This is a genomic window from Bradyrhizobium nivariense, from assembly GCF_029846695.2.
Classification (GTDB): domain Bacteria; phylum Pseudomonadota; class Alphaproteobacteria; order Rhizobiales; family Xanthobacteraceae; genus Bradyrhizobium.
In genome coordinates, this window is record NZ_JARWCR020000002.1 from 52,449 (window position 1) to 74,412 (window position 21,964).

18 protein-coding genes are annotated in these 21,964 nt (G+C 65.7%); 11 read left to right on the top strand and 7 right to left on the bottom strand.

All coding sequences use genetic code 11. From position 1 onward, the window contains the following. Positions 1–54: 54 nt before the first annotated feature. On the bottom strand, positions 55–1,542 hold the full coding sequence (locus QCM77_RS02190; protein ID WP_279681748.1) for an NAD(P)/FAD-dependent oxidoreductase: 1,488 nt from the start codon (positions 1,540–1,542) through the stop codon (positions 55–57). 93 nt (positions 1,543–1,635) lie between these two features. Between QCM77_RS02190 and QCM77_RS02195 the strand changes: the two genes are divergently transcribed. Next, on the top strand, positions 1,636–2,172 hold the full coding sequence (locus QCM77_RS02195; RefSeq protein ID WP_279681750.1) for a SixA phosphatase family protein: 537 nt from the start codon (positions 1,636–1,638) through the stop codon (positions 2,170–2,172). A gap of 78 nt (positions 2,173–2,250) precedes the next feature. Next, on the top strand, positions 2,251–2,676 hold the full coding sequence (locus QCM77_RS02200; protein WP_279667194.1) for a universal stress protein: 426 nt from the start codon (positions 2,251–2,253) through the stop codon (positions 2,674–2,676). A gap of 871 nt (positions 2,677–3,547) precedes the next feature. Here the strand turns inward: QCM77_RS02200 and QCM77_RS02205 are convergent. Then, positions 3,548–3,787: a DUF1127 domain-containing protein gene (locus QCM77_RS02205; protein ID WP_279667193.1), complete on the bottom strand. Its 240-nt coding sequence runs from the start codon at positions 3,785–3,787 to the stop codon at positions 3,548–3,550. Positions 3,788–3,972: 185 nt separating this feature from the next. Here QCM77_RS02205 and QCM77_RS02210 point away from each other — a divergent pair, with 185 nt between their 5' ends. Next, positions 3,973–5,316, top strand: a complete 1,344-nt coding sequence (locus tag QCM77_RS02210; protein ID WP_279681752.1) for an aminotransferase-like domain-containing protein — start codon at positions 3,973–3,975, stop codon at positions 5,314–5,316. 77 nt (positions 5,317–5,393) lie between these two features. Here the strand turns inward: QCM77_RS02210 and QCM77_RS02215 are convergent, their stop codons facing one another. Together QCM77_RS02215 and QCM77_RS02220 are read right to left on the bottom strand one after the other, a co-directional pair. Further along, complete coding sequence (locus QCM77_RS02215; protein WP_279681754.1) at positions 5,394–5,972, bottom strand: YdcF family protein; 579 nt, start codon at positions 5,970–5,972, stop codon at positions 5,394–5,396. 83 nt (positions 5,973–6,055) lie between these two features. After that, on the bottom strand, positions 6,056–6,643 hold the full coding sequence (locus QCM77_RS02220; RefSeq protein WP_279682065.1) for a hypothetical protein: 588 nt from the start codon (positions 6,641–6,643) through the stop codon (positions 6,056–6,058). 79 nt (positions 6,644–6,722) lie between these two features. Here QCM77_RS02220 and QCM77_RS02225 point away from each other — a divergent pair, with 79 nt between their 5' ends. Next, entirely contained in the window at positions 6,723–7,157 is a 435-nt protein-coding gene (locus QCM77_RS02225; protein ID WP_279667191.1) for a hypothetical protein, read from the top strand. Positions 7,158–7,217: 60 nt separating this feature from the next. Here the strand turns inward: QCM77_RS02225 and QCM77_RS02230 are convergent, their stop codons facing one another. Then, positions 7,218–9,617: a bifunctional diguanylate cyclase/phosphodiesterase gene (locus tag QCM77_RS02230; RefSeq protein WP_279681756.1), complete on the bottom strand. Its 2,400-nt coding sequence runs from the start codon at positions 9,615–9,617 to the stop codon at positions 7,218–7,220. 112 nt (positions 9,618–9,729) lie between these two features. After that, positions 9,730–11,139, bottom strand: a complete 1,410-nt coding sequence (locus QCM77_RS02235) for an MFS transporter (protein ID WP_279667189.1) — start codon at positions 11,137–11,139, stop codon at positions 9,730–9,732. 223 nt (positions 11,140–11,362) lie between these two features. Here QCM77_RS02235 and QCM77_RS02240 point away from each other — a divergent pair, with 223 nt between their 5' ends. Next, positions 11,363–12,586 carry an MFS transporter gene (locus QCM77_RS02240; RefSeq protein ID WP_279667188.1) on the top strand — a complete coding sequence of 408 codons (1,224 nt, stop codon included), beginning with the start codon at positions 11,363–11,365 and terminating at the stop codon, positions 12,584–12,586. Positions 12,587–12,648: 62 nt separating this feature from the next. On the opposite strand, the gene QCM77_RS02245 is transcribed toward QCM77_RS02240, so the two are convergent. Next, positions 12,649–13,155 carry a YciE/YciF ferroxidase family protein gene (locus QCM77_RS02245; RefSeq protein ID WP_279667187.1) on the bottom strand — a complete coding sequence of 169 codons (507 nt, stop codon included), beginning with the start codon at positions 13,153–13,155 and terminating at the stop codon, positions 12,649–12,651. A gap of 414 nt (positions 13,156–13,569) precedes the next feature. On the opposite strand from QCM77_RS02245, the gene QCM77_RS02250 reads away from it, so the two are divergent. From QCM77_RS02250 to gudD, 6 genes are all read left to right on the top strand, one after another. Then, complete coding sequence (locus QCM77_RS02250; protein WP_279667186.1) at positions 13,570–14,661, top strand: lysylphosphatidylglycerol synthase transmembrane domain-containing protein; 1,092 nt, start codon at positions 13,570–13,572, stop codon at positions 14,659–14,661. A 95-nt stretch (positions 14,662–14,756) separates the two neighbouring features. After that, positions 14,757–16,709, top strand: a complete 1,953-nt coding sequence (locus tag QCM77_RS02255) for an SGNH/GDSL hydrolase family protein (RefSeq protein ID WP_279667185.1) — start codon at positions 14,757–14,759, stop codon at positions 16,707–16,709. Between the two features lie 330 nt (positions 16,710–17,039). Next, positions 17,040–18,392: an MFS transporter gene (locus QCM77_RS02260; protein ID WP_279681758.1), complete on the top strand. Its 1,353-nt coding sequence runs from the start codon at positions 17,040–17,042 to the stop codon at positions 18,390–18,392. A gap of 122 nt (positions 18,393–18,514) precedes the next feature. Next, positions 18,515–19,420 carry a LysR family transcriptional regulator gene (locus QCM77_RS02265; RefSeq protein WP_279667183.1) on the top strand — a complete coding sequence of 302 codons (906 nt, stop codon included), beginning with the start codon at positions 18,515–18,517 and terminating at the stop codon, positions 19,418–19,420. A 124-nt stretch (positions 19,421–19,544) separates the two neighbouring features. Beyond that, positions 19,545–20,489 carry a 5-dehydro-4-deoxyglucarate dehydratase gene (gene kdgD / locus QCM77_RS02270; protein WP_279681760.1) on the top strand — a complete coding sequence of 315 codons (945 nt, stop codon included), beginning with the start codon at positions 19,545–19,547 and terminating at the stop codon, positions 20,487–20,489. A gap of 26 nt (positions 20,490–20,515) precedes the next feature. Continuing rightward, positions 20,516–21,889 carry a glucarate dehydratase gene (gene gudD, locus QCM77_RS02275; protein ID WP_279681762.1) on the top strand — a complete coding sequence of 458 codons (1,374 nt, stop codon included), beginning with the start codon at positions 20,516–20,518 and terminating at the stop codon, positions 21,887–21,889. Positions 21,890–21,964 lie beyond the last annotated feature (75 nt).

The following is a 21,964-nucleotide window of genomic DNA, read 5'->3' on the forward strand; positions in this document are numbered from 1 at the left end:
CATTCTCCGTGCGGGAGCGTCCACGCCCTGAGATACGGGCTCTAACGGCCGACGTTACACTTCCGGGCGGGATTTTTCTCGGATCTGTTGCGAGACGCCGTCGTCGTGCGAGGCCGGTTCCACGGCTTCGGCCGCAGTTTTCGGCGGCTGGGCAAGCCGCGGCCTGACGCCTGACGGCGGACGGCGCGGACCGGTGCCGGCGGCCCGGTTGGCTTCGGCGAGACGCGCCTCGCGTTCCCGGTCCTTGACCCTGGCACGTTCACGGTAGCGGGCAAGCGAGCCTGCGGCGGCGGAACTCGCCCTGCCCCAGACCCCGACCAATTGGCCCGCGACGCGCCCCGTGGCGCCGCCCGCCCAGACCAGCTCGAACGGCGAGAACAGCCGCCAGCGCTCGTCGCCCCACAGGATACTGCGCGCGATCATCTGCCCGGCCATGGCCGAGGTATTCATGCCCTGGCGGCCGAATCCGCTTGCCACCCACAGGCCTTTGCGCAACTGGCCGATCTGCGGCATGCCGTGCACGGTCTGGCCGGTGACGCCGCCGAACGTTTCGGTGATTTCGACATTGCCGAGCTGGGGGAAGATGGCACGGACCCGCCGCCTGACGGCGCCCGCAAAGCGTTGCGGTCGCGCCGCCCAGGTGGTCTCCGGGCTCTCCCACATCAGGCGGTCGCCGTCGACGATCCGGAAATGGTCGACGCCGTCGGAATCCATCACCGATCCCTTGAAGGCGATGATCTCGTGCACGCGCTCGCCGAGCGGCGCGGTGATGCCGGCGTAGCGCCAGACCGGCAGCAGCGTTTCCGACAGGCGCCGCAAGGGCGCACCGAGATGGATGTTGCCGGCGAGCACGATGTGGGTGGCGCGCAGCCGCGCCGAGGGCGTGACGATGCGCTTGCGGATGCCGGAATGATCGATGCTGACGACCGGCGTATCCTCGAAAATGCGCGCTCCCGCCCGTCGCGCCAGCGCCGCGAGGCCGTGCACATATTTGCGGCCGTCGACCTGGAACGCTCTCGGATAATACACGCCATGGAAGTAGTGATCGGTCTTGAGCACCTCGCGGACGCGATCGGCCTGCCAGCCCTCGACCTCGGTGTCGAAATCCTCGGTGAGCATCTGCAACCGGCTGATCAGCCGGTCGCCGGCATCGACGTTGGAGACCTCCAGCACGCCGTCGCTCGGGCCGATCCCCGGCATGTTCGCTTCCGTGGCGTTGGCCCGGACGAACTCGGCGCCCTCCTTCGACAGCGTCCACAATTCCCGCGCGTCCTCGAAGCCGATGCGCTCGATCAGGTCGGTGAGCGGCAGGGCGAAGCCCGGCATCACGGTGCCGAGCTGGTTGCCCGAGGCGTTCCAGCCGATATGGCGGCCCTCGAGCACCGCGACGCTGGCGCCGAGCCGGGCCGCCTCCAGCGCGATGGAGAGCCCGGCAAGCCCTGCCCCGATGACGCAGATGTCGGCATCGAGGTCGAACGACAGCCGCGTGCGGTCGCGGAAGCCGGCTTCTTCCTGGGACACGCTTGTGAAAGTCTCGCTCATGTCGTTTCCTTAAAGGACTGAACGGTCGCTTGTCACCTTGTCCTCAACCGGCGCCTGTACATTATCCTGGACGCGTAACGATTCGAGAATGCCATGCGCCGTTTGCTGCTGCTGCGTCACGCCAAGACCGAGACCAACGCGCCGAGCGGCCGTGACAAGGATCGCCGTCTCGACGACCGCGGCCGCCGGGATGCTGCGCAGATCGGCGACTGGATCGCCGCCCGTCCGCCCTTCCCCGAGACCGTGCTGGTGTCGCATGCCGTCCGGGCCCGGCAGACCTGGGACATCGCCTGGGAGGCGATGAAGGGCCGCGTCGCAGCGCCGAAGGTCGAGGTCCTGCCGGAACTCTACGGCGCCGATTCCGCGCAGATCCTGGAGACCATTCGCACTGCAACCGTCCCGGCCGACCCGAAGCAGTTGCTGCTGGTCGGCCACAATCCGGGCCTCCATGAGGTCGCCTTGATGCTGACGGGGGGCGGCGATCCGGCCGGAGCCAGGGCGATCGCCGACAATCTGCCCACCTCAGGGCTTGCGATCTTCGACTTTGACGTCATGGATTGGGGTGACGTGGCCTACCGCCGCGGCAAACTGGTGCTGTTCGTCAGCCCCAGGCTGCTTCGATCGCAATGAGACGCGCGGGGCGCGCCGTCTCGACCGGTTGATCCAGCCTGGTCACAAGACTTCCTGACCGGAAGATTGGAGGCGCAGATGTTCAAGTCCATCCTCGTGCCCATCGACCTCGCCGACACCGATCTGGCCAAGCCGGCGATCGCGACCGCGGCAACGCTGTCGCAGACCTGGAACGGCGTGGTGCGCCTGCTCAACGTGCTGCCGATGACGCCAGTGATGCTGGCCGAATACGTGCCGGCGGATTTCGACGAACAGCAGCGCCAGACCTCGGAAGAAGCCCTCGCCATCGTCGCACGCGAATCCGGCATCGAGCCTTCTCGCATCTCCAGCGTGGTGCGCCAGGGCGGCATCTACCACGAGATCCTGGAGGAAGCCGTGCACATGAAGGCCGAGCTGATCGTGATGACCTCGCACCGGCCGGCGATGCGCACCTATTTCCTCGGCTCCAATGCCGGGCATGTCGTGCGCTACGCAAAATGCTCGGTGCTGGTGGTCAGGCACTGAGCGTTGCACCGTCATTGCGAGCGCAGCTCGTAGCCTGGGTGAGCGAGCGATACCCGGGACCACTCGCGCCGCGAATCCCGGATGTCGCTTCGCTCATCCGGGCTACAAGATATGGCGTTGCCTGTCGGGCAAAACACGCGAGCACTGGGTCAATCCGTGCCGCTGAAAATATTCCACTTTACCGAAATTCGGAAACGGCGTATGTGTCGCCGCAACCCGGCCCAAGGAAGAGGGGCGTATCGCGATCGTCACGAACGCGGGCCGGACGGCGGCGGACGCTGGGCCACACCGGCGCGAACGGCTTCGCAGGGCGGGCAACCGTGAGCGAAGACATCGCGCACACGACCGGTGCGGTCTGCGTACGGCAAAATCGTGTGGTCCTGGCGCCCGGGGTCTGTGCGCCAAGTCTTGCGGTGATGTCGCGGCCCGACCGGGTCCGCACATCAGCCATCCGTGAGGCGACGGGGGCAATAGTGCATCGCTCCCCGGGGAGAGCACGGCATAAGCCGTAAAACCGCTGCGCAGGGAAGGCCGGTTGTTTGGCTTCACCTGTATGCCGCTGTGCAGATTTTTGTAGCGCAACCTTCGCACAGTGGACCGCGGGTGCCAGCCGGCACCCGGTCTTCCCTGCGCCTTCTTTCATGAGAGGGCAAGGCGACGAGCAAAGCTCGGGCGAAACAAGCCGCGAGGATGAACAGCTATGTCTATCGATGAACAACGGTCTCGTGCCCCGGACGCAGCGCAGCGCTACTTCAGCGGTGCGCTGCAGAGCCGGGGCCCACGCGTCAGCGAGTGCCGTGGCACCCTGGGTCCCGGCTCCGCGCAGCAGCGTAAGAACGCTGCAGCGCGTCCGGGACAAGAGCGAAAGCGGCTACAAATACCGCGTCAGCTCTGCTTTGGCCTGACCGTAGACCGCGTCCTCGATCTGGCTGCGCGTGATCCCGATGTCGCGCAAGGCGTGGTCATCGAGCTCGTTCAGCGTCTTGATGGCGGAGCGGCGCTCCAGGCGGTCGAACAGCGCATAGGCGCCGTTGGCCAGCTTGCGGAAAAATCCGTCCGACGAGGATGAGCGTAAACTCCGCCCGGCAGCAGTCTGCGAGATCGTGGTCATTGTCCTTCTCCGGCCTGTTGTCCACGCGGCGAAGCGGATGCCGTTGGCGCAAGCGCCCGAGCGCCTGCACCTCATTTTGCCGTCGGATTGCTCTCGCTCTCCTCGGCTCAATCGTGGACCTTGATGGAACTTAAATGCTTCAGTACACTGCTCGGAGCAAGTAAAACATTGCTCTCGGTGCAATAATGTCCAAGTTCGAGTACGTGAAGCTTGCCGATGCCATTGCCTCGGATATCTCTAACGGCACGTTAAGGCCCGGCGACCGGCTGCCGCCGCAGCGCAATTTTGCCTATGACCGTGGCATCGCGGTCTCGACCGCGAGCCGGGTTTATACGGAGTTGCTCCGCCGTGGCCTCGTCGTCGGCGAGGTCGGCCGCGGCACCTTCATCTCAGGCGACATCAGGCGCGAGGTCGAGGCGCTGAGCGAGCCGCGCGACGCGCGGATCGATTTCGAGGTCAATTACCCGCTGCTGCCGCAGCAATGGGCGATGATCGCCAAGAGCCTTGCGGGACTCGAGCGCGTCGACGCGCTTGAATCCGCGCTGCGCGTCTCCACCAGCATCGGCACCAAGAGTGCACGCAATGCAGCCGCCGCCTATCTCGCGCGCAAGGATTTTGCGCCGCAGGCCGAGCAGATCGTCTTCACCGCCAACGGCAAGCAGTCGCTCGCGGCAGCCCTCGCAGCCCTCGTCCCCACCGGCGGCCGCTGCGGCGTCGAGGCGCTGACCTATCCGTACGTCAAGAGCATCGCCGCGCGGCTCGGCGTGACGCTGGTCCCGATTCCGATCGACGAATTTGGCGCGCGCCCCGACGCCATCCAGAAGGCGCATCGCGAGGCACATCTGTCGGCGCTGTATCTCCAGCCCATCATCCAGAACCCGCTCGGCGTCACCATGAACGCGACACGGCGCGCCGACATCATGCGCGTCGCCGAGAAGCTCGACCTCACCATCATCGAGGACGCCGTCTACGGCTTCCTGGCCGACGACACGCCGCTTGCGGCACTCGGGCCGGACCGCTGCATCGTGATCGACAGCCTGTCCAAGAAGGTCGCGCCGGGCCTCGCACTCGGCATCCTGGTCGCGCCGCCGCAATTGCGCGAGAGCGTCATGAGCGCGGTCCGCACCGGCGGCTGGATCGCATCCGGCCATGCGCTGGCGTCCGGACAGCGGCTGATGGCCGACGGCACCGTCGCCGAGCTGACGCGGCTGAAACGCATCGACGCCGCGCGCCGCCAGCAGACCGCGGCAAGGCTGCTGGCCGGCTACCAGCTCGCCGCCGATCCCCGCGCCTATCACCTCTGGCTGACGCTGCCGGCACACTGGCGCTCGCAGACCTTCGTCGCCGCCGCAGCCCGGCGCGGCATCGCGCTGACGCCGTCCTCGACCTTCGCGATCGCGCATGGCCATGCACCGAATGCGGTGCGGCTCGCGCTCGCCCCGCCCTCGTTCGAGCAGCTCGATTCCGGCCTGCGCACGATCGTGTCGCTGCTCGGCACCAAGGAAGAGGATTTTGACTCGACGGAGTAGCGAGCGCGTTTTCGCGCGAGGTGGAGACCGGTTGGCGTGAAGAAACGCGTCAAAACAAAAATCTAGCCGCTGGCTGCTCAGGCCTCCGGCCATTCCGCGATGAAGCCCCTTGCCTTGTACGGCTCGATCTTGTCCCATTCGTGCAGGACACGACGGCGAAATTCGGCATCCGTGTGCCAGAGCCCGCGTGGCGTCGCAAAGCTGTCGACGGTGAGCAGCATCTTCTCAACCTCCGGCCAGTGCCGGTGCAGCGTCATTGGGTAGCGGCGCGCGGTCCAGGTGTTGCCGAGGCAGATCACGCTGCGGATATTCTGCAGTCCAAGCGCAGCATCGATGATCGGAAGCGAGAAGATCACGTTCTCGCCGGTGTTCATCGCACGATGCTCCTCGAGAATGCGGTCGGCCGGCATGCCCGCCGCGGTCATCGCCGCCCTGATGATGCTGCACTCGGATTGCTCCGAGCCCGGCGTCACGCCACCGCTGACAATCGACCGCCGGAAAAGGCCCTCGCGCCACAGCCTCGCGGCGGTCTCGACGCGTAGCGCAACGTCCTCACGGGTGCCGAACATGAACAAGATGTCGGCCGGCCGGAGTGGTGTATCGATCAGATGCGTGCGGTTGATCCTGGCAATCTCATCTGCCGTAGGCAGGCGCATGCTGCGGTCCAGGACTGACATGGCCGCACGGTGCAACACCGGCGCAACGGCGCGAAGTCACATTTGATTGCGGCCGATTGCACCTAAGGCAGCAAGGCTCGCGGCACGTGATCGAAGCTGTAGCTCCGCGGCTGGTTACGGCGCACGAAGCCGCCGACCTGCCAGGCGAACAGCGCGGCAAAGCCGATGATGAACAGCACGCCGGCGAACTCGCCGATCAGCAGCGCGCGGATCAGGAGCCCGGTCATCGCCACGGTCAGCACCGCCAGAAACGCCAGCACCGCGGCATAGGTCCTGCGGCCAAGGCCTGCGGTCAATTCGGCGCGGCTGCCGGCCTGCGCCATCCGTGCGTGCAATTCGACGATGAAATTGCGAAAGCCATTGTCCTGCGGCGCCATCAGGGCCGCGGTCTGCCAGCTCGTCGACAGGATCGCGATGCGGCCGCCACCGGTATGGCTGACGTCGGCGCGAAAGCGGTGCTGCTGCATCGACACCGGCCGAAACGACAGCCGGATCGCCGAGATCTCGTTATAACGCCACAGCGAAGTGCGTCCCGAGATGTGCCAGGACAACCCCTCGTCCGTCAGCTCGAAGCGATGCGCCGAGCCGATCAGCGACGCCTTGTAGGCATAGCTCGCACCCGCAGCCGCCTCAGCTCCCGAATCCTGCATCTTCACATTCAATCCAATCCGCGCGATCCAGTCTGCGATCCGCTTGCGCGATCGCCCTGCCCCATCCTACAAGCGAGACATGGCTGAGACGATTTTTTTTCCGCGCCGCCTGATTCTCGGCGCCGCCGTGATCTCCGGCGTGCTGCTGGCGCTCGCCGTGCACATGCTGGGCGCGCGCTACGGGCTCGACCTCGGCGGCCTCTGGCACTCCGACACGCATGAGTTCATACCGGCGGGCGCGGCGATCGCGTGGTGGCTGATCGCCAGCGTCGGCTTCTCCGGCGGCTATTTCACGGCGACATTGATGCAGAGCGCCGCCTCCGGCCATATCCCGCAACGGATGCGGCAATTCCTGATCGCGATCGGCGTGCTGCTGCTGGCGGGTGCGGGCCAGGTGGCCTCGGCGCCGAGCCCGGTCCCGACGGTCTCGGGCGTGCTGGCCGGGCTTGCCGCGCTGGGCCTCGGTGCCGTGATGGCGTTCTGCGGCGCGCATTTCGCACTGCGCCGCGGCTAAAGCATGATCCGGAAAAGTGCGAAGCGGTTTTCCGACAAGATCATGCTCAAACAATAGACATCACGCCGACGCGCGCAGCTGCGGCCGGCCCAGCATGATCGCGACATCGGAGGCGGGGCGCGGCCTGCTGAACAGATAGCCCTGCACCTGGGTGCAACCCTCGCGCCGGAGCAGCTCGAGCTGCGCATCGTTCTCGACCCCCTCGGCCGTGGTGACGATGCCGAGGCTCCGTCCCAGCCCGGTCACGGCGCGGATGATCGCCATGGAATCCTCGCGCGTCGCGAGCTCCGACACGAAGGAGCGGTCGATCTTGATCTTGTCGAAGGGGAAGCTGCGCAGATAACTCAGCGACGAATAGCCGGTGCCGAAATCGTCGAGCGAGATGCGCACGCCCATGGCGCGGAGGTCATGCAGCGTGGTCAGCGTTGCCTCGCTGTTCTGGAGCAGCACGGATTCGGTGATCTCGAGCTCGAGGCGACGCGCGTCCAATCCGGAAGCGACCAGCGCCTCGGTCACGGATGCGATCAGGTTCGGATTCTTGAACTGCACGGGCGACAGGTTGACGGCGACGTCGACATCGTCGGGCCAGGTGGCCGCGTCGGCGCAGGCGGAACGCAGCACGAACTCGCCGAGCTGGATGATCAGTCCGGTCTCCTCGGCCAGCGGAATGAAGTTGATGGGTGCAATCAGGCCGCGCTGCGGATGGTTCCAGCGCAGCAGCGCCTCGAAGGCGACGACGCGACCGCTGGCGACGTCGCGGATGGGCTGATAGTACGGCTCGAACTCGTCGCGTTGCAGCGCCGCGCGCAGGTCCATCTCCAGCAGGCGCCGCGCCTGCGCGCGCGCATCCATGCCGGTCTCGAAGAACCGATATGTGCCGCGGCCGTCCGCCTTGGCGCGGTACAATGCGAGATCGGCGTTCTTCAACAATTCGTCGGGATTGCTGCCGTCCTGCGGCGACAGCGAGATGCCGATCGAGACGCCGATGACGATCTGATGGTCGTCGATCTCGTAAGGCGCCGAGATCACCTCGACGAGGCGGCCGGCAAGGGATCTTGCCGCGGTTTCCTCGGAACGTCCGATCTGGACCACGGCGAACTCGTCGCCGCCGAGCCGCGCCACGGTGTCGCTCTCGCCGACGGTGGCCTTCAGCCTGCGGCCGACCTCCTTGAGCAGCGCATCGCCGATGGGATGGCCGAGCGAGTCGTTGATGTCCTTGAAGTGATCGAGATCGAGACAAAGCACCGCGAGCTGTTCGCCCGACCTAGTCCGGCGCAGTCCCTGCACGAGCTGCTCGTGAAACAGCACGCGGTTCGGCAGGCTGGTCAGCGCGTCATGGCGGGCCATGTGCGAGATCTTGGCCTGGGCCTCCAGCCATTCGGTGATGTCCTCGAAGGTCGCGACCCAGCCGCCGCCCTGCATCGGCTGGTTGACGACCCGGATGGACCGGCCGAACCTCGTCACGACGTCGGTCGTGGTACGGTTCTCGCGCGCGTCGGCGACGAGGCGGGCGAAGAATTCATCCGCATCGCCCTGCCACTGGCCCTTGGCCTGTTCCTCCCGCAGCACGTCGACCAGCAGGCGGCCGTTGAGCAGTATCTCGGTACGGCCGAAAATCGCGGCATAGCGCTCGTTGAACAGGATGATCTTGCCGTCCGCGTCGAACATGCACAGTCCCTGCGACATGTTCTCGATCGCGGTGTCCAGCACGATCTGCTGGCGGCCCAGTTCGCCCTTGGCGCGGCGGTCGAGCAGCGCAGCCACGAGCGCAATCGCGATGATCGCGACCGCGGCACCCGCGGTAAGGAAGGACAACGAGGCCGGCGGGATCGATAACCCGCTGATCGCGAGCGTCGGATCCGGCGTCAGCACAACCGCGCCCATTGCGGTGAAATGATGCGCGACGATGGCGACCGTCAGCAGGGTGCTCGCCGTCAGCGCATGGAAGCGGTCGTCGCGCCGCGCGGCGACGAACAGCGCGAGCGCTGCAAACACAACTCCGAACAGCACCGAGGCTGCAACCGTGCTTCCGATCCAGTCGACGCGTGCTGGCATCTCCAGCGCCGCCATGCCGGTGTAATGCATCGTCGCGACCCCGGCGCCGACGATGGCACCGCCGAGCACGATCCACAGCGCGCGCGAGGAGGATACCGCGAGGCTCAGCCCCACGAAGGTCACGGAGATCGCGAAGATCAGCGAAAGGATCGTCACCGGGATGTTGTAGGCGCCGGCGCCGCCCGGTCCGTAGGCGAGCATTGCGATGAAATGCGTCGCCCAGATGCCGCATCCGCTGACGGCGGCATCCAGGGCGATCCAGACCAGACGCCCGGGGCCATGCGTCGCGCGCGCCCGGTGAAACAGGCTGATCGCCGCCGCGCTTGCGAGCAGACACACCGCGCCGCCAAGCGCGACGAGACGCCAGTCGTGCTCGCCGGTGAGACAGTAGAGAACTTGATACATTACGGGCCCCTATCGACCCGCATTTGAACCGACAGAGATGGACAGTCGGTAACCGGCTCCGCGCCTATTTCGGGGATGGTGAACGGAAGCAGTATTCATTCACTCGGATTGTTCATCCGCGCGCCGGCGCGCCGAGGCCGATCACGGCGGCGGCGAGCAGCAGCACGGCCGCGGACACGACCAGCGACAGATGCAGGCCGGTCATGAACGCCCCCTCCGACGCCACCAGCGAGCCGAACAGCGCGACACCGAGGACGCTGCCGGTTTGCCGCGTCGCGTTCAGCACGCCCGCCGCGATGCCGGAGCGCGCCTTCTCGACGCTGCCCAGCAAGGTCGAGGTCAGCGGTGGCACCAGCAGCCCGAGTCCGCCGCTGATCGCGATCATCTGCGCAAAGATCGCCCAATAGCTCGTGCCGGCTTCGATCCAGAGCAGGCCGAGGCAACCGAGCGCCGAGACGCAGGCGCCGGCGACGATGGTCGGGCACGGACCGATACGCTCGGCGAGGCGCGGCGCCAGCAGATTGACCGGCAGCACCGCCCCCATCATCGGCACGAAGGCGAGACCGGTCCACCACGCCGACAGCCGGTTGATCCTCTGGAAATACAGGCTGAGCACGAAGATCAGGCCGTAGATCGCGATGTTGACGAGCAGGCCGACGAGCGAGGTCAGCGCGAACAGCCGGTGGCCGAACAGCGACAGCGGCAGCATCGGCTGCGCCGCGCGGCTCTCGCGCCAGACGAAGAGCACGGCGAGAATTGCGGCTGTGACAAAGGCTGCGATCACGGCTGGATGTCCCCAGCCAAGCGCGCCGCCTTCGATGATCGCGCCGGCGAGCGCCCCCAGCGCGCCGATGGCGGCAAGCTGGCCGGGCAGATCGATCTCGCGCGAGCGTGCACGCGTGGTTTCCGCCGCATAGCGCCAGCTCAGCCACAGGCCGGTCAGCCCGATCGGCAGATTGACCAGGAAGATCGCACGCCAGCCGACCAGCGTGATCAGCCCGCCGCCGACGAAGGGGCCGGCAGTGAGCGCAAGGCTCGCACCGGCGGCCCAGATCGCGACGGCGCGGCCGCGCTCGCGGTCATCCGGATAGGCATGATTGAGCAGCGCAAGAGAGTTCGGCACCAGGATCGCCGCCGCCAGCCCCTGGGCCAGCCGCGCTGCGATCAGCACGGCCGCATTGGGCGACAATGCGCAGGCGAGCGAGGCCGCGGTGAAGATGGCGAACCCCGCCATGAAGACGCGCTTGGCCCCGATCCGGTCACCGAGCGCGCCGGCCGTCAGGATGAAGGCGGCAAACGCAATGGTGTAGGCGTTGACCACCCATTGCAGCTCGGCGACGCCGCCGCCGAGCGTCCTGCCCATCGCATCGAGCGCGGTGTTGACGATGGTGACGTCGAGCTGCACCACGCCATAGCCGAGACTCATCGCGGCGAGCGTGAGGGATGTCGCAAGACGCGACGAGGCGCGCGGTGCGCCTTTGGCGTTGTCGAAGGATTCGTATTTGAGTGTATCGGCTCGCATGCTGCACCTCGATCGCAGCCCCACGCGAACTCTACGCGCGATGCGCGCCATCATGATTCGATTGCGATCGAAACGTCATCGCGCGAAAATCATAATCCTTGCGGACAGCGTCAAAGCTGCGCGCCCTGCCCTCCATGCAAGCCCGGTCCGAACGGAAGCATGGGAACAGCGCGAGACAGCTTCGTGTTGACCTATCCATTTCTTCTTCAAGGCAGCGATCTCCATGGCAAGAGTTGGCAACACCTCGGTTCCGTCAGGCACGCGATCTGAATTCGGCAAGTCCGCAACCATCGTTGCCGTCGGCTGCATGATCGGCGCGCTGTTCGCGGGCAGCACGGTCGCAACCCCGCTCTACGTCATCTACAAACAGCAATTGGGCTTCTCCCAGATCACCTTGACCCTGATCTATGCCGTCTACGTCGTCGGAAACCTGGTCGCACTTCTGGTACTTGGCGGGATGTCGGACGTGGTGGGACGGCGGCGCACGGCGGTCATTGCCATTGGCATCGCGATCTTGGGCTCGTTCGTGTTCCTGTTTGCACACGGGCTCGCTTCGCTGTACGCGGCGCGGGTGCTGAGCGGCCTCGCGATCGGGATTGGCGCCGGAACAGGCACTGCATGGCTTGCGGAACTGATAGCTGAACAGGACCGTTCCCGCGCCACCGTGATCGCGACGATCGCGAACTTCACCGGCCTCGGCCTCGGGGCGTTGATCGCCGGCCTGCTTGCCGAGTATGTCGCATTTCCGCTGCGAACGCCATTCATCGCCTATCTCGCGGTGCTGGTCGCGGTCGTGGCACTTCTCGCCTTCGCGCACGAGACAGTGGATCGACCGCTGAGCGCGTTCGCCCACCTGTCGATCCGGCCGCGCGCCAGCGTTCCGTTGTCGATCCGACCCCGGTTCGTGGCGCCCGCCGTCACCGGTTTCGGTGCCATGGCCCTCGTTGCTTTTTTCGCCGCGCTCGCGCCGAGCGTCCTCGTCAACGAACTGCATGTCGCCAGCCACGCTGTCGCCGGCGCGATCTTCCTTGAGCTTGCGGCTGCCGTTGCGCTCATCATCGCCTTGACCCGGTCACTGTCGAGCCGCACCGCAATGCTGTGGTCGCTCGGCCTCATGTTGCCGAGCCTCGTCCTGCTAGTAACCGCACAGTTCGCCGGATCGCTCGGCGCCATGATCGCAGCGACCGCGACCTGCGGGGTCGCAACGGGCCTCGGCTATCGCGGCAGCCTGCAGGTGGTGAACCAGATCGCGCCGGATGATCGTCGCGCCGAAGTGGTCTCGGCCTACTTCATCTGCTGCTTTCTCGGTAACGCGCTTCCGGTGATCGGAATCGGCCTCCTCTCGACCCTGATCAACTCGACCGTGGCGAGCCTCGTCTTTGCCGCGACGATTGCGACCTTTGCGGTAGTTGCCCTGGAGTTCGGCTTGAAATACCAGGACGAATAGGCGGCGTCGCAAAAGGAGACACCGTGCAAGGTGCACGGCGTCTCCTGACCGCGTATTTCGTCTTAGCTCGCCGCGCGCAGGTTCACCTTGCTCTCGGCGAGTGTGGTCAGCTTCTTGTCGGTTGCCTTCTCTTCTTCCAGCGTCTTGGCGAGCACGCTGGCGCAGTCGGTGCGGCCGAGCTGCTTGGCCCAGGCGATCAGGCTGCCATAGCGCACGATCTCGTAATGTTCGGCGGCCTGTGCCGCGTTGATCAAGGCTGCATCGAGCACCGCCTTGTCGGCGACTTCGCCGGCGGTCTCGTCGGCTTCCTCGATGATGCCGTCGATCGCGGGGCAGTCGACCGCCTTCACCTGCACACCGTGCATCTTGAACACTTCCTCGAGGCGCTTGACGTGCTGCCTGGTTTCTTCGAGGTGCGTCAAAAAGCCCTGCTTCAGCTGCGGATCGGTCGCCTTATCTGCCATTTTCGGCAGCGCCTTGGTGAGCTGCTGCTCGGCGTAATAGATGTCCTGGAGCTGATGCACGAACAGGTCGTTCATGGTCTTGATGTCTTTTGTGAACAGTCCCATCGGTCCGATCCTCTCGGTTTTGGGAACACGGAGGCATCGGCTTGCAGGAGAAGCCGCATATTCCGCCATGTTCGATTGTTGATGGGGCGCTAACGAGCGCACGGGATCGTCGTTCCAAAAAAGCCCGCGTCCCTTGCGCTGGAACAATGCCGGCCGTGCAGGATCTGAAACCATGTCAACATACGGACCCGGCCGATCCACGACTCATATGCTTAACGCGCGTCCGATGTGAACCGCGTATGACAAAATGGCCGCTCCAGCGCAGAACCTATCGTTGTCAAGGGCTGCACAAGTCACTGTTTTTGCCTTAAATGAGCTACATCATGCCTAGCAATCGACGTCGAGCTTTGGCCTTGATCGTACCCGACCGGCCAATGTCTGGCCTGATCGGTCTTGCCCCCGCCGGGAGGATGAATGCACGGACTGCTGACCGCGCTGAAACGCGGCTTCAAAAGATGGATCGGCTGGCGACGGCTCGGCGTTGCCGCGAGCCTCTTCATCATCGCCTTTGCGATCACCACGCTGGTGCGGACCCTCAAGGGCATCGATACCGGTGTCATCCTGACCGCGTTAACCGAGATTCCCCGCAGCAATATCGGGCTGGCGGCGATCTGCGTCTTCTTCGCGTTCTGTACGCTGACCTTCTACGACTTTTTTGCACTGCGAACGATCGGCAAGAAGCACGTGCCCTATCGCATCGCAGCACTCTCCAGCTTCACGTCCTATTCGATCGGCCACAATATCGGCGCTACGGTTTTTACCGGCGGGGCGATCCGCTTCCGGATCTATTCGGATTACGGGCTGAACGCGATCGACGTCGCAAAGATCTGCTTCCTGTCGGGCCTGACCTTCTGGCTTGGTAACATCTTCGTGCTCTCGATCGGCATGGTCATCCACCCCGCCGCCGCCTCCTACATGGATCAGCTCCCCTCGTCGATCAACCGGCTGATCGCGCTCGGCGGCCTCGCCTCGATCGGCGCCTATCTGGTCTGGCTCTGCCTGGGCGAGAAGCGCCGCGAGCTCGGCCAGAAGGGCTGGAAGGTGGTGCTGCCGTCGGCGCCGCTGACGCTGGTGCAGATCCTGATCGGCGTGGTCGATCTCGGCTTCTGCGCGCTGGCGATGTACCTTCTGGTGCCGGCCAATCCGCAGATCGACTTCCTCTCGCTCGCCGTGGTGTTCATCCTGGCAACGCTGCTCGGCTTTGCCAGCCACGCGCCCGGCTCGCTCGGCGTGTTCGACGCCGCCATGCTGGTGGCGCTGCCCGAATTCGGCCGCGAACAGCTTCTGGCGACGCTCCTCGTCTTCCGCATCCTCTATTTCGTGATCCCGTTCGGTCTGGCCATCTCCATCATGGGCGCACGCGAGCTCTGGATGAATGTGGTGGAGCCCTGGCAGGAGCGCCGGCGGCTGGCGGAGGCCTGCGCGCAGGCCAACCTGCCCAACCTGCCCAAGCAGGTGGCAGCGATGGAGCGCGAGCGGTCGCTTCGCCAGGCCAGCAAACGCTAGACGGGGGCCCGCAAAACCGTCAGACCAAGGTTGCAGGCGGGGAGAGCAGTTCCTCTCTTATTTCCGCCTCAACTTTGCCGTTGAAGACGCGGGCCATGATCCCTGTATCCCTTCGCCGTTTCCTCGCTGGCGCCCTGCTGCTCGCCGGGCTCCTCACCGCCTTGCCGCTGGAGCGGGCGGCCGCGCAGGACGCGGGCGCCATGCAGATCAGTTGGGAGGTGCGCAACCGCTTCCGGCTGTTCCGCGAGGAGCGCGACTTCCTGCTCCATGTCGAGAACGCGCGTAACCGCAGCATTCTCGCCGCCGAGCAATCGCTGGAGCTGCAGAGCGAGGGCCGCGGCTGGGCCCGCAACATGGTCAACCGCCTCTGCATCGACCTCCAGGGCCGGGTCAACCAGCCCTGCACCCGCGACAACGTCAAGGAAAACTACATCACTCCGGTTGACCACCCCGTCACCGCGCGCCTCGCCGGCGCGGTGCCGGTCGGGGCCACCTGCGCCTGGTCGTTCGACGACGGCGACGGGTCGCAACAATCGACCTTCGACTGCGCCGAGCCGGTCAATCTGCGGGTCCGCTACGGCAAGCAGACGGTCGCAACCGTCGACGTCTCCTCAGGCTCCGATCCGACCCAGCGCGTCCAGACCGAGATCCAGGTCCGCGACATCTTCGTCGCCGGCTTGGGGGACAGCATCGCCTCCGGCGAAGGCAATCCAGACCGGCCGCTGCCGCTGTCGGACGAAGGATTTTGCTTCCGCTCCTATCTCGGCACGGCCGGCGCGCAGTACTACCGGCCGAGCCGCGGCGGCTTCAAGGGCGGCCGCGCCTGCGAGGCGCCGGATACGCTCGCCAACTGGCAGCGCTACAGCGCGCTCTGGTTCAACTCGCCCTGCCACCGCTCGCTCTACAGCTACCAGGCCCGCACCGCGCTGGCGCTCGCGGTGCGCTACACTCACGTCGCGGTGACCTTTCTGCCGCTCGCTTGCACCGGCGCCAGCATCAGCGACGGGCTGCTCGGCTCGCAGCGCGCCCGCGAATGCCCGCCCGGCAAGACCGGCGTCTGCAACACCAGCGTGAACGCGCAGGTCGCCGAGCTGCGCGAAGCGCTCACCGAGGCGAAGAAGCGCCAGCCCGACCGCACGCTCGACCTCGTGCTGCTCTCGGTCGGCGCCAACGACGTCTACTTCTCCGGCCTCGTCGCCGACGTCATCGTCGAGACCGCGACCGAGCGCGCGCTGTTCCGCCGCTCCGGCGTGATGGCGAGCGTCGACGATTCCCGCGACGCGCTGGCGCGCGAGCTGCCGCGAAATTTCGTCAAGCTGCGCGAGGCGCTGAAGCCGCTGGTCGGCGGCGACCTCTCGCACGTGGTCTATGTGTCCTACGCCAACCCGGCGCTCGCCGATGGCGGCGTGCCCTGTCGCGGCGGCCGCGCCGGCTTCGACATCCATCCGTCCTTCAACGCCGATCCGCAGCGCCTCGCCCGCGTCTCGACCTTCGTCGACACCGAATTTCTGCCGCAACTGAAGGGGCTCGCCACCTGCACCCGCGGCGCGTTGTGCCGCGATCCCGAGGCCGATCGCATGACCTTCGTGGATTCGCATCAGGCAGCGTTCGCCGATCACGGCTTCTGCGCGCACTCGGGCAACGATCCCGAATTCGACCGCACCTGCTTTGCCGAGAACGGCCAGAGCTTCAATCCTGATATCGTGAGCGCGGCGAGCCAGCCGATGCTGTGCGGCCGCGGCGCCTCCGAATTCCGCGCCTATTTGCCGCGCGCGCGCTGGATCCGCGACGCCAATGACAGCTACTTCGCCGCGATGACCTATCCGCAAGGCCTGCCGGCGGCGAGCCAGCCGACCGACATTCACGACGCGACCTGGGGCGTGCTCTCCGCCGTCTATGGCGGCGCCGTGCATCCATCGGCCGAGGGCCACGCCGCAATGGCGGATGCAGCACTGCCGGCCGCGAGCGCAGTGCTTGGTCTGGACGCCGTCCCGCCGGGCGTGACGCGCGGACTGCTGCCACAGCTGCTGCCAAGCGCGCAGCAGTAGCAGCGAGAGCGAGCCCTCTCCACACCCGTCATCGCCCGGCTTGACCGGGCGATCCAGTACGCCGTGAAAGACGTGATTGAATCGAGACGTCGCGGCGTACTGGATTCCCCGCTTGCCGCCTTCGCTAAAGCTTCGGCGCCCCTGGACCTGAACCCCGGCGAAGCCTTGGCGTAGCCGGGTCGCGGGGAATGACATTGGAGCGCGTGGCACCTGCCGTTCCATCAATCCAAAAACAGCATCGATCGATACCCCCTTGAACTTGGACACCTTGCCGCGCGCGCCTCTAGGAGTCGCAGTGAGGAAACATTTCGAGTTCTAAGGAGGCGCGTAATGAGCGCAGTGGTGTCCGCAGCGGACGTGAGGAGGTCTCGCGTCAGGCTGTTCATCGTGACCATGTTGTTCCTGGTCACGACCGTCAACTATGCCGACCGCGCCACGCTGTCGATCGCGGGCCCCGCGCTCTCCAAGGAACTGCATCTCGATCCCGTCGCCATGGGCTACATCTTCTCGGCCTTCGGCTGGTCCTATGTGATCGCCCAGGTGCCGGGCGGCTGGCTGCTCGACCGCTACGGCTCGCGCCTCGTCTATGCCTTCAGCATCATCGTCTGGTCGCTGTTCACGACGATGCAAGGCTGGGTCGGCTTCTTCAGCGCCGGCACCGCGATCGTCGTGCTGTTCGGCCTGCGCTTCCTCGTCGGTATCGCCGAAGCGCCGTCTTTCCCCGCCAACGCCCGCATCGTTGCGGCCTGGTTTCCCGGCAATGAGCGCGGCACCGCATCGGCGTTCTTCAATTCCGGACAGTATTTCGCGACCGTGATCTTCGCGCCGCTGATGGGCTGGATCGCGCATGACTACGGCTGGCGCTACGTGTTCTTCGTGATGGGCGCGCTCGGGGTCGTGATGGGTCTGGTCTGGATCAAGACCATCTACGGTCCGAAGGAGCATCCCGGCATCAACGAGGCCGAGTTCGACTACATCAAGGAAGGCGGCGCGCTGGTTGATCTCGACGCGCCCAAAGACGATCTGAAGCATGAGCGCGCAGCGGCTTCCGGCCCCGGTTGGGATCACATCCGCCAGCTGCTCTCCAACCGCATGATGCTCGGCGTCTATCTCGGCCAATACTGCATCAACACCCTGACCTATTTCTTCCTGACCTGGTTCCCGGTCTACCTCGTCAAGGAACGCGGCCTGTCGATCCTGCAAGCCGGCTTCGTCGCGACGCTGCCGGCGCTGTGCGGCTTCATCGGCGGCGTGCTCGGCGGCGTCATCTCCGACGCCATCCTGCGCAAGACGGGCTCGCTGACCATGGCGCGCAAAATCCCGATCGTCGGCGGCATGCTGCTGTCGATGTCGATCATCGCCTGCAATTATGTCGACGGCCAGGCGCTGGTGGTCGGCTTCATGGCACTCGCCTTCTTCGGCAAGGGCATCGGCGCGCTTGGCTGGGCGGTCGTCTCCGACACCTCGCCGAAGGAAGCCGGCGGCGTCTCGGGCGGCCTCTTCAACACCTTCGGCAATCTCTCCTCGATCAGCACCCCGATCGTGATCGGCTACATCCTGGCCGCGACCGGCTCATTCAACGGCGCGCTGATATTCGTCGGCGCCAATGCGCTGGTGGCCGCATTCGCCTATCTCGTGGTCGTGGGCAAGATCGAGCGCGTGGTGCTCAAACGTTCCTCCTGAGGGCTCCCACGGGAGCTTGACCAGGCAACTTAACGGCGGCTTCACAGCCGCCGTCTTTGTTTTGGGGATAATCGATGCTAGAAGCGCCGGGGAAACGCCTTATCCATCTAAGGCATGTATCGATGTTCGACCTCAACCAGCTCCGCTGTTTCGTCACGGTGGCGGAGGAATTGCATTTCGGCCGCGCCGCGGCGCGGCTGAACATGACCCAGCCGCCGCTGTCCCGGCAGATTCAGGTGCTCGAGCACATCATCGACGCGCCGCTGCTGGAGCGCACCAGCCGCTCGGTGCGCCTGACGCCTGCCGGGCGCAGCTTCCTGCCGGAGGCGCGGCGCATCCTGAAGCTTGCGGAAAGCGCCTCGCAGGTCGCCCGCCGCATCGCGCTCGGCAAGACCGGCTCGCTGAAGATCGGCTTCACCGCGGCCGCCGCCTACGGCTTCCTCCCCGAGCTCGTCGCCGCCTGCCGCGCCAAGCTGCCCGAGGTCGATTTCTCGCTGAAGGAGATGGTGTCAGGCGACCAGTTCGAGGCGCTCAGCTCCGGCCAGATCGACGCCGGCCTGTTGCGGCCGCCAATCGCGCGCCCCGAAGTGGCCAGCCGCCGCGTCGTCGCCGAGCCCCTGCTCGCCGCGATCCCGAAAAAGCATCCGCTTGCGAATGCCGAGAGCGTCACGATCAAGGATTTCGACGACCAGCCCTTCGTGATGTACTCGCCCTATGAGAGCCGCTACTTTCACGACGTGCTGGTGGCGCTGTTCACCCGCGCCGACATCCTGCCGCGCTATGTCCAGCACCTGAGCCAGATCCACTCGATTCTCGCCATGGTGCGCGCCGGCCTCGGCCTTGCGATCGTGCCGGCGGCGGCGGCGAGCCTGAAGATCGCGGATGTCCGCCTGCGGCCGCTGAAGCTGCGCACACGCGTCCCCGTCGAGCTGTTCATGGTCTGGCGGCGCGACGACGAAAATCCGCTGCTCTCGGCGCTCGTCAAAATCGCGAGCGAATTGTCCTCGGCGGGGGTGATGGAAGATTGATGCTGATTTCGCATCGGTCGATATAGGCTTTGGCTTGGACCCGCATCGAACGGTCTCCTAAACCACGGCGCATGGACGCGCAGGATTTGCGTCCTCCACAACACGAGACAAGGGAGCAGCGCCCATGAGCAAGATGACCCCGCAGGAAATGGCCCAGAAGATCGGATCCGGCCTCCTGTCCTTCCCCGTCACGCCGTTCAAGGCGGATTACTCCTTCGATGAGGCGACCTACCGCGCCAACATGGACTGGCTGTGCGGCTATGACGTTGCCGGCCTGTTCGCCGCCGGCGGCACCGGCGAGTTCTTCTCGCTGACGGCGGCCGAGGTTCCGCAGGTCGTCAAGATCGCCGTGGACGAGACCAAGGGCCGCGTCCCCGTGCTCGCCGGCACCGGCTACGGCACCGCCACCGCGCGCGAGATCGCGATCGGCGCCGAGAAGGCCGGCGCCGACGGCCTGTTGCTGCTGCCGCCCTATCTCACCCATGCCGAGCAGGACGGCCTTGCTGCCCACGTGGAAGCGATCTGCGCCTCCGTGAAGATCGGCGTCATCGTCTACAACCGCGACAACGCCATCCTCCAGCCCGATACGCTCGCCCGCCTTGCGGAGCGCTGCCCGAACCTCGTCGGCTACAAGGACGGCATCGGCGACATCGAGCTGATGACCCGCGTCTATACCAAGCTCGGCGACCGCCTCACCTATATCGGCGGCCTGCCGACCGCGGAGACGTTCGCGCTGCCCTATCTCGACATGGGCGTGACCACCTACTCCTCGGCCGTGTTCAACTTCGTTCCGGAATTCGCCACCAACTTCTACGCCGCCGTGCGCAAGCGCGACCACGCGACGATCCACGCCGGCCTGAAGGACTTCATCCTGCCGCTGATCGCGATCCGCAACCGCAAGAAGGGTTACGCGGTCTCGATCATCAAGGCCGGCATGAAGGTGATCGGCCGCGATTCCGGCCCGGTCCGCCCGCCGCTCACCGATCTCACCGAGCAGGAGATCGCGGAAGTGGCCGCGCTGGTGAAAAATCTGCCCGCCATCCGATCGTCACAACAGGCGGCAGAATAACAGACGACAACAGGGAGGAGCGCGCGATGACCGAGACCAATATCTCCGGCGCGTCAGTCGCCGGCGCGTCAGTCGCCGGCGCACCGGTCGTCACAGCGATGCAGGTGATCCCGGTCGCCGGCCGCGACAGCATGCTCCTCAATCTGAGCGGCGCGCATGCACCGTTCTTCACCCGCAACATCGTCATCCTCACCGACAATGCCGGTCACACCGGCGTCGGCGAGGTGCCGGGCGGGCAGAAGATCTGGCAGACGCTCCAGGACGCCCGTGATCTCGTGATCGGCAAGACCGTCGGCGCGATGAACAACATCCTCGCCGACATCCGCGCCGCCTTCGCCGACCGCGATGCCGGCGGCCGCGGCAAGCAGACTTTTGATCTCCGCGTCATGATCCACGCCGTCACGGCCGTGGAGTCCGCGCTGCTCGATTTGCTCGGTCAGCATCTCAACCTGCCTGTCGCCGCGCTGCTCGGCGAGGGCCAGCAGCGCGAGAGCGTCGAGACACTGGGCTATCTCTTCTTCATCGGCGACATCAGCAAGTCGAGGCTCGACTATGTCAGCGGCGAGACCGGCAAGCCCGAATGGTTCAACCTCCGTCATCAGGAGGCGATGACGCCGGAAACCGTGGTGCGGCTCGCGGAAGCCACCCACGACCATTACGGCTTCGCCGATTTCAAGCTGAAGGGCGGCGTGCTCCGCGGCGAGCAGGAGATCGAGGCCGTCACCGCGATCGCCAGGCGCTTTCCGAACGCGCGCGTGACCCTGGATCCGAACGGCGCATGGTCGCTCGACGAGGCTGTCAGCCTCTGCAAGGACATGCACGGCATCCTCGCCTATGCCGAGGACCCCTGCGGCGCCGAAGGCGGCTTTTCCGGCCGTGAGATCATGGCCGAGTTCCGCCGCGCAACTGGCCTGCCGACCGCGACCAACATGATCGCCACCGACTGGCGGCAGCTCTCTCATGCATTGCGTCTCGGCGCGGTGGACATTCCGCTGGCCGACCCCCATTTCTGGACCATGCAAGGCTCGGTCCGCGTGGCCCAGACCTGCCGTGACAACGGCCTGACCTGGGGCTCGCACTCCAACAACCATTTCGACATTTCGCTCGCCATGTTCACCCATGTCGGCGCCGCTGCTCCCGGCAAGGTTACCGCGATCGACACCCACTGGATCTGGCAGGACGGCCAGGCGCTGACCAAAGAGCCGCTCCAGATCAAGGGCGGCAAGATATCGGTGCCGGAACGGCCGGGCCTGGGTATCGAAATCGACAGGGCCGCCATCGACGCCGCGCATGACCTCTACAAGCAGCATGGACTCGGCGCCCGTGATGACGCTATTGCCATGCAGGACCTGATCCCCGGCTGGACCTTCGACGACAAGCGTCCTTGCCTCGTGCGTTAAGAACTCAGGCATGATCCCGGAAAAGTGGACACCGGTTTTCCGATAAGGATCATGCTTCTAAAATAAGGAGGACAA

Coding starts and splice junctions, on each gene's coding strand:
- QCM77_RS02190 (WP_279681748.1), bottom strand. CDS start 1,542: ATGAGCGAGACTTTCACAAGCGTGTCCCAGGAAGAAGCCGGCTTCCGC.
- QCM77_RS02195 (WP_279681750.1), top strand. CDS start 1,636: ATGCGCCGTTTGCTGCTGCTGCGTCACGCCAAGACCGAGACCAACGCG.
- QCM77_RS02200 (WP_279667194.1), top strand. CDS start 2,251: ATGTTCAAGTCCATCCTCGTGCCCATCGACCTCGCCGACACCGATCTG.
- QCM77_RS02205 (WP_279667193.1), bottom strand. CDS start 3,787: ATGACCACGATCTCGCAGACTGCTGCCGGGCGGAGTTTACGCTCATCC.
- QCM77_RS02210 (WP_279681752.1), top strand. CDS start 3,973: ATGTCCAAGTTCGAGTACGTGAAGCTTGCCGATGCCATTGCCTCGGAT.
- QCM77_RS02215 (WP_279681754.1), bottom strand. CDS start 5,972: ATGCGCCTGCCTACGGCAGATGAGATTGCCAGGATCAACCGCACGCAT.
- QCM77_RS02220 (WP_279682065.1), bottom strand. CDS start 6,643: ATGCAGGATTCGGGAGCTGAGGCGGCTGCGGGTGCGAGCTATGCCTAC.
- QCM77_RS02225 (WP_279667191.1), top strand. CDS start 6,723: ATGGCTGAGACGATTTTTTTTCCGCGCCGCCTGATTCTCGGCGCCGCC.
- QCM77_RS02230 (WP_279681756.1), bottom strand. CDS start 9,617: ATGTATCAAGTTCTCTACTGTCTCACCGGCGAGCACGACTGGCGTCTC.
- QCM77_RS02235 (WP_279667189.1), bottom strand. CDS start 11,139: ATGCGAGCCGATACACTCAAATACGAATCCTTCGACAACGCCAAAGGC.
- QCM77_RS02240 (WP_279667188.1), top strand. CDS start 11,363: ATGGCAAGAGTTGGCAACACCTCGGTTCCGTCAGGCACGCGATCTGAA.
- QCM77_RS02245 (WP_279667187.1), bottom strand. CDS start 13,155: ATGGGACTGTTCACAAAAGACATCAAGACCATGAACGACCTGTTCGTG.
- QCM77_RS02250 (WP_279667186.1), top strand. CDS start 13,570: ATGCACGGACTGCTGACCGCGCTGAAACGCGGCTTCAAAAGATGGATC.
- QCM77_RS02255 (WP_279667185.1), top strand. CDS start 14,757: ATGATCCCTGTATCCCTTCGCCGTTTCCTCGCTGGCGCCCTGCTGCTC.
- QCM77_RS02260 (WP_279681758.1), top strand. CDS start 17,040: ATGAGCGCAGTGGTGTCCGCAGCGGACGTGAGGAGGTCTCGCGTCAGG.
- QCM77_RS02265 (WP_279667183.1), top strand. CDS start 18,515: ATGTTCGACCTCAACCAGCTCCGCTGTTTCGTCACGGTGGCGGAGGAA.
- kdgD (WP_279681760.1), top strand. CDS start 19,545: ATGAGCAAGATGACCCCGCAGGAAATGGCCCAGAAGATCGGATCCGGC.
- gudD (WP_279681762.1), top strand. CDS start 20,516: ATGACCGAGACCAATATCTCCGGCGCGTCAGTCGCCGGCGCGTCAGTC.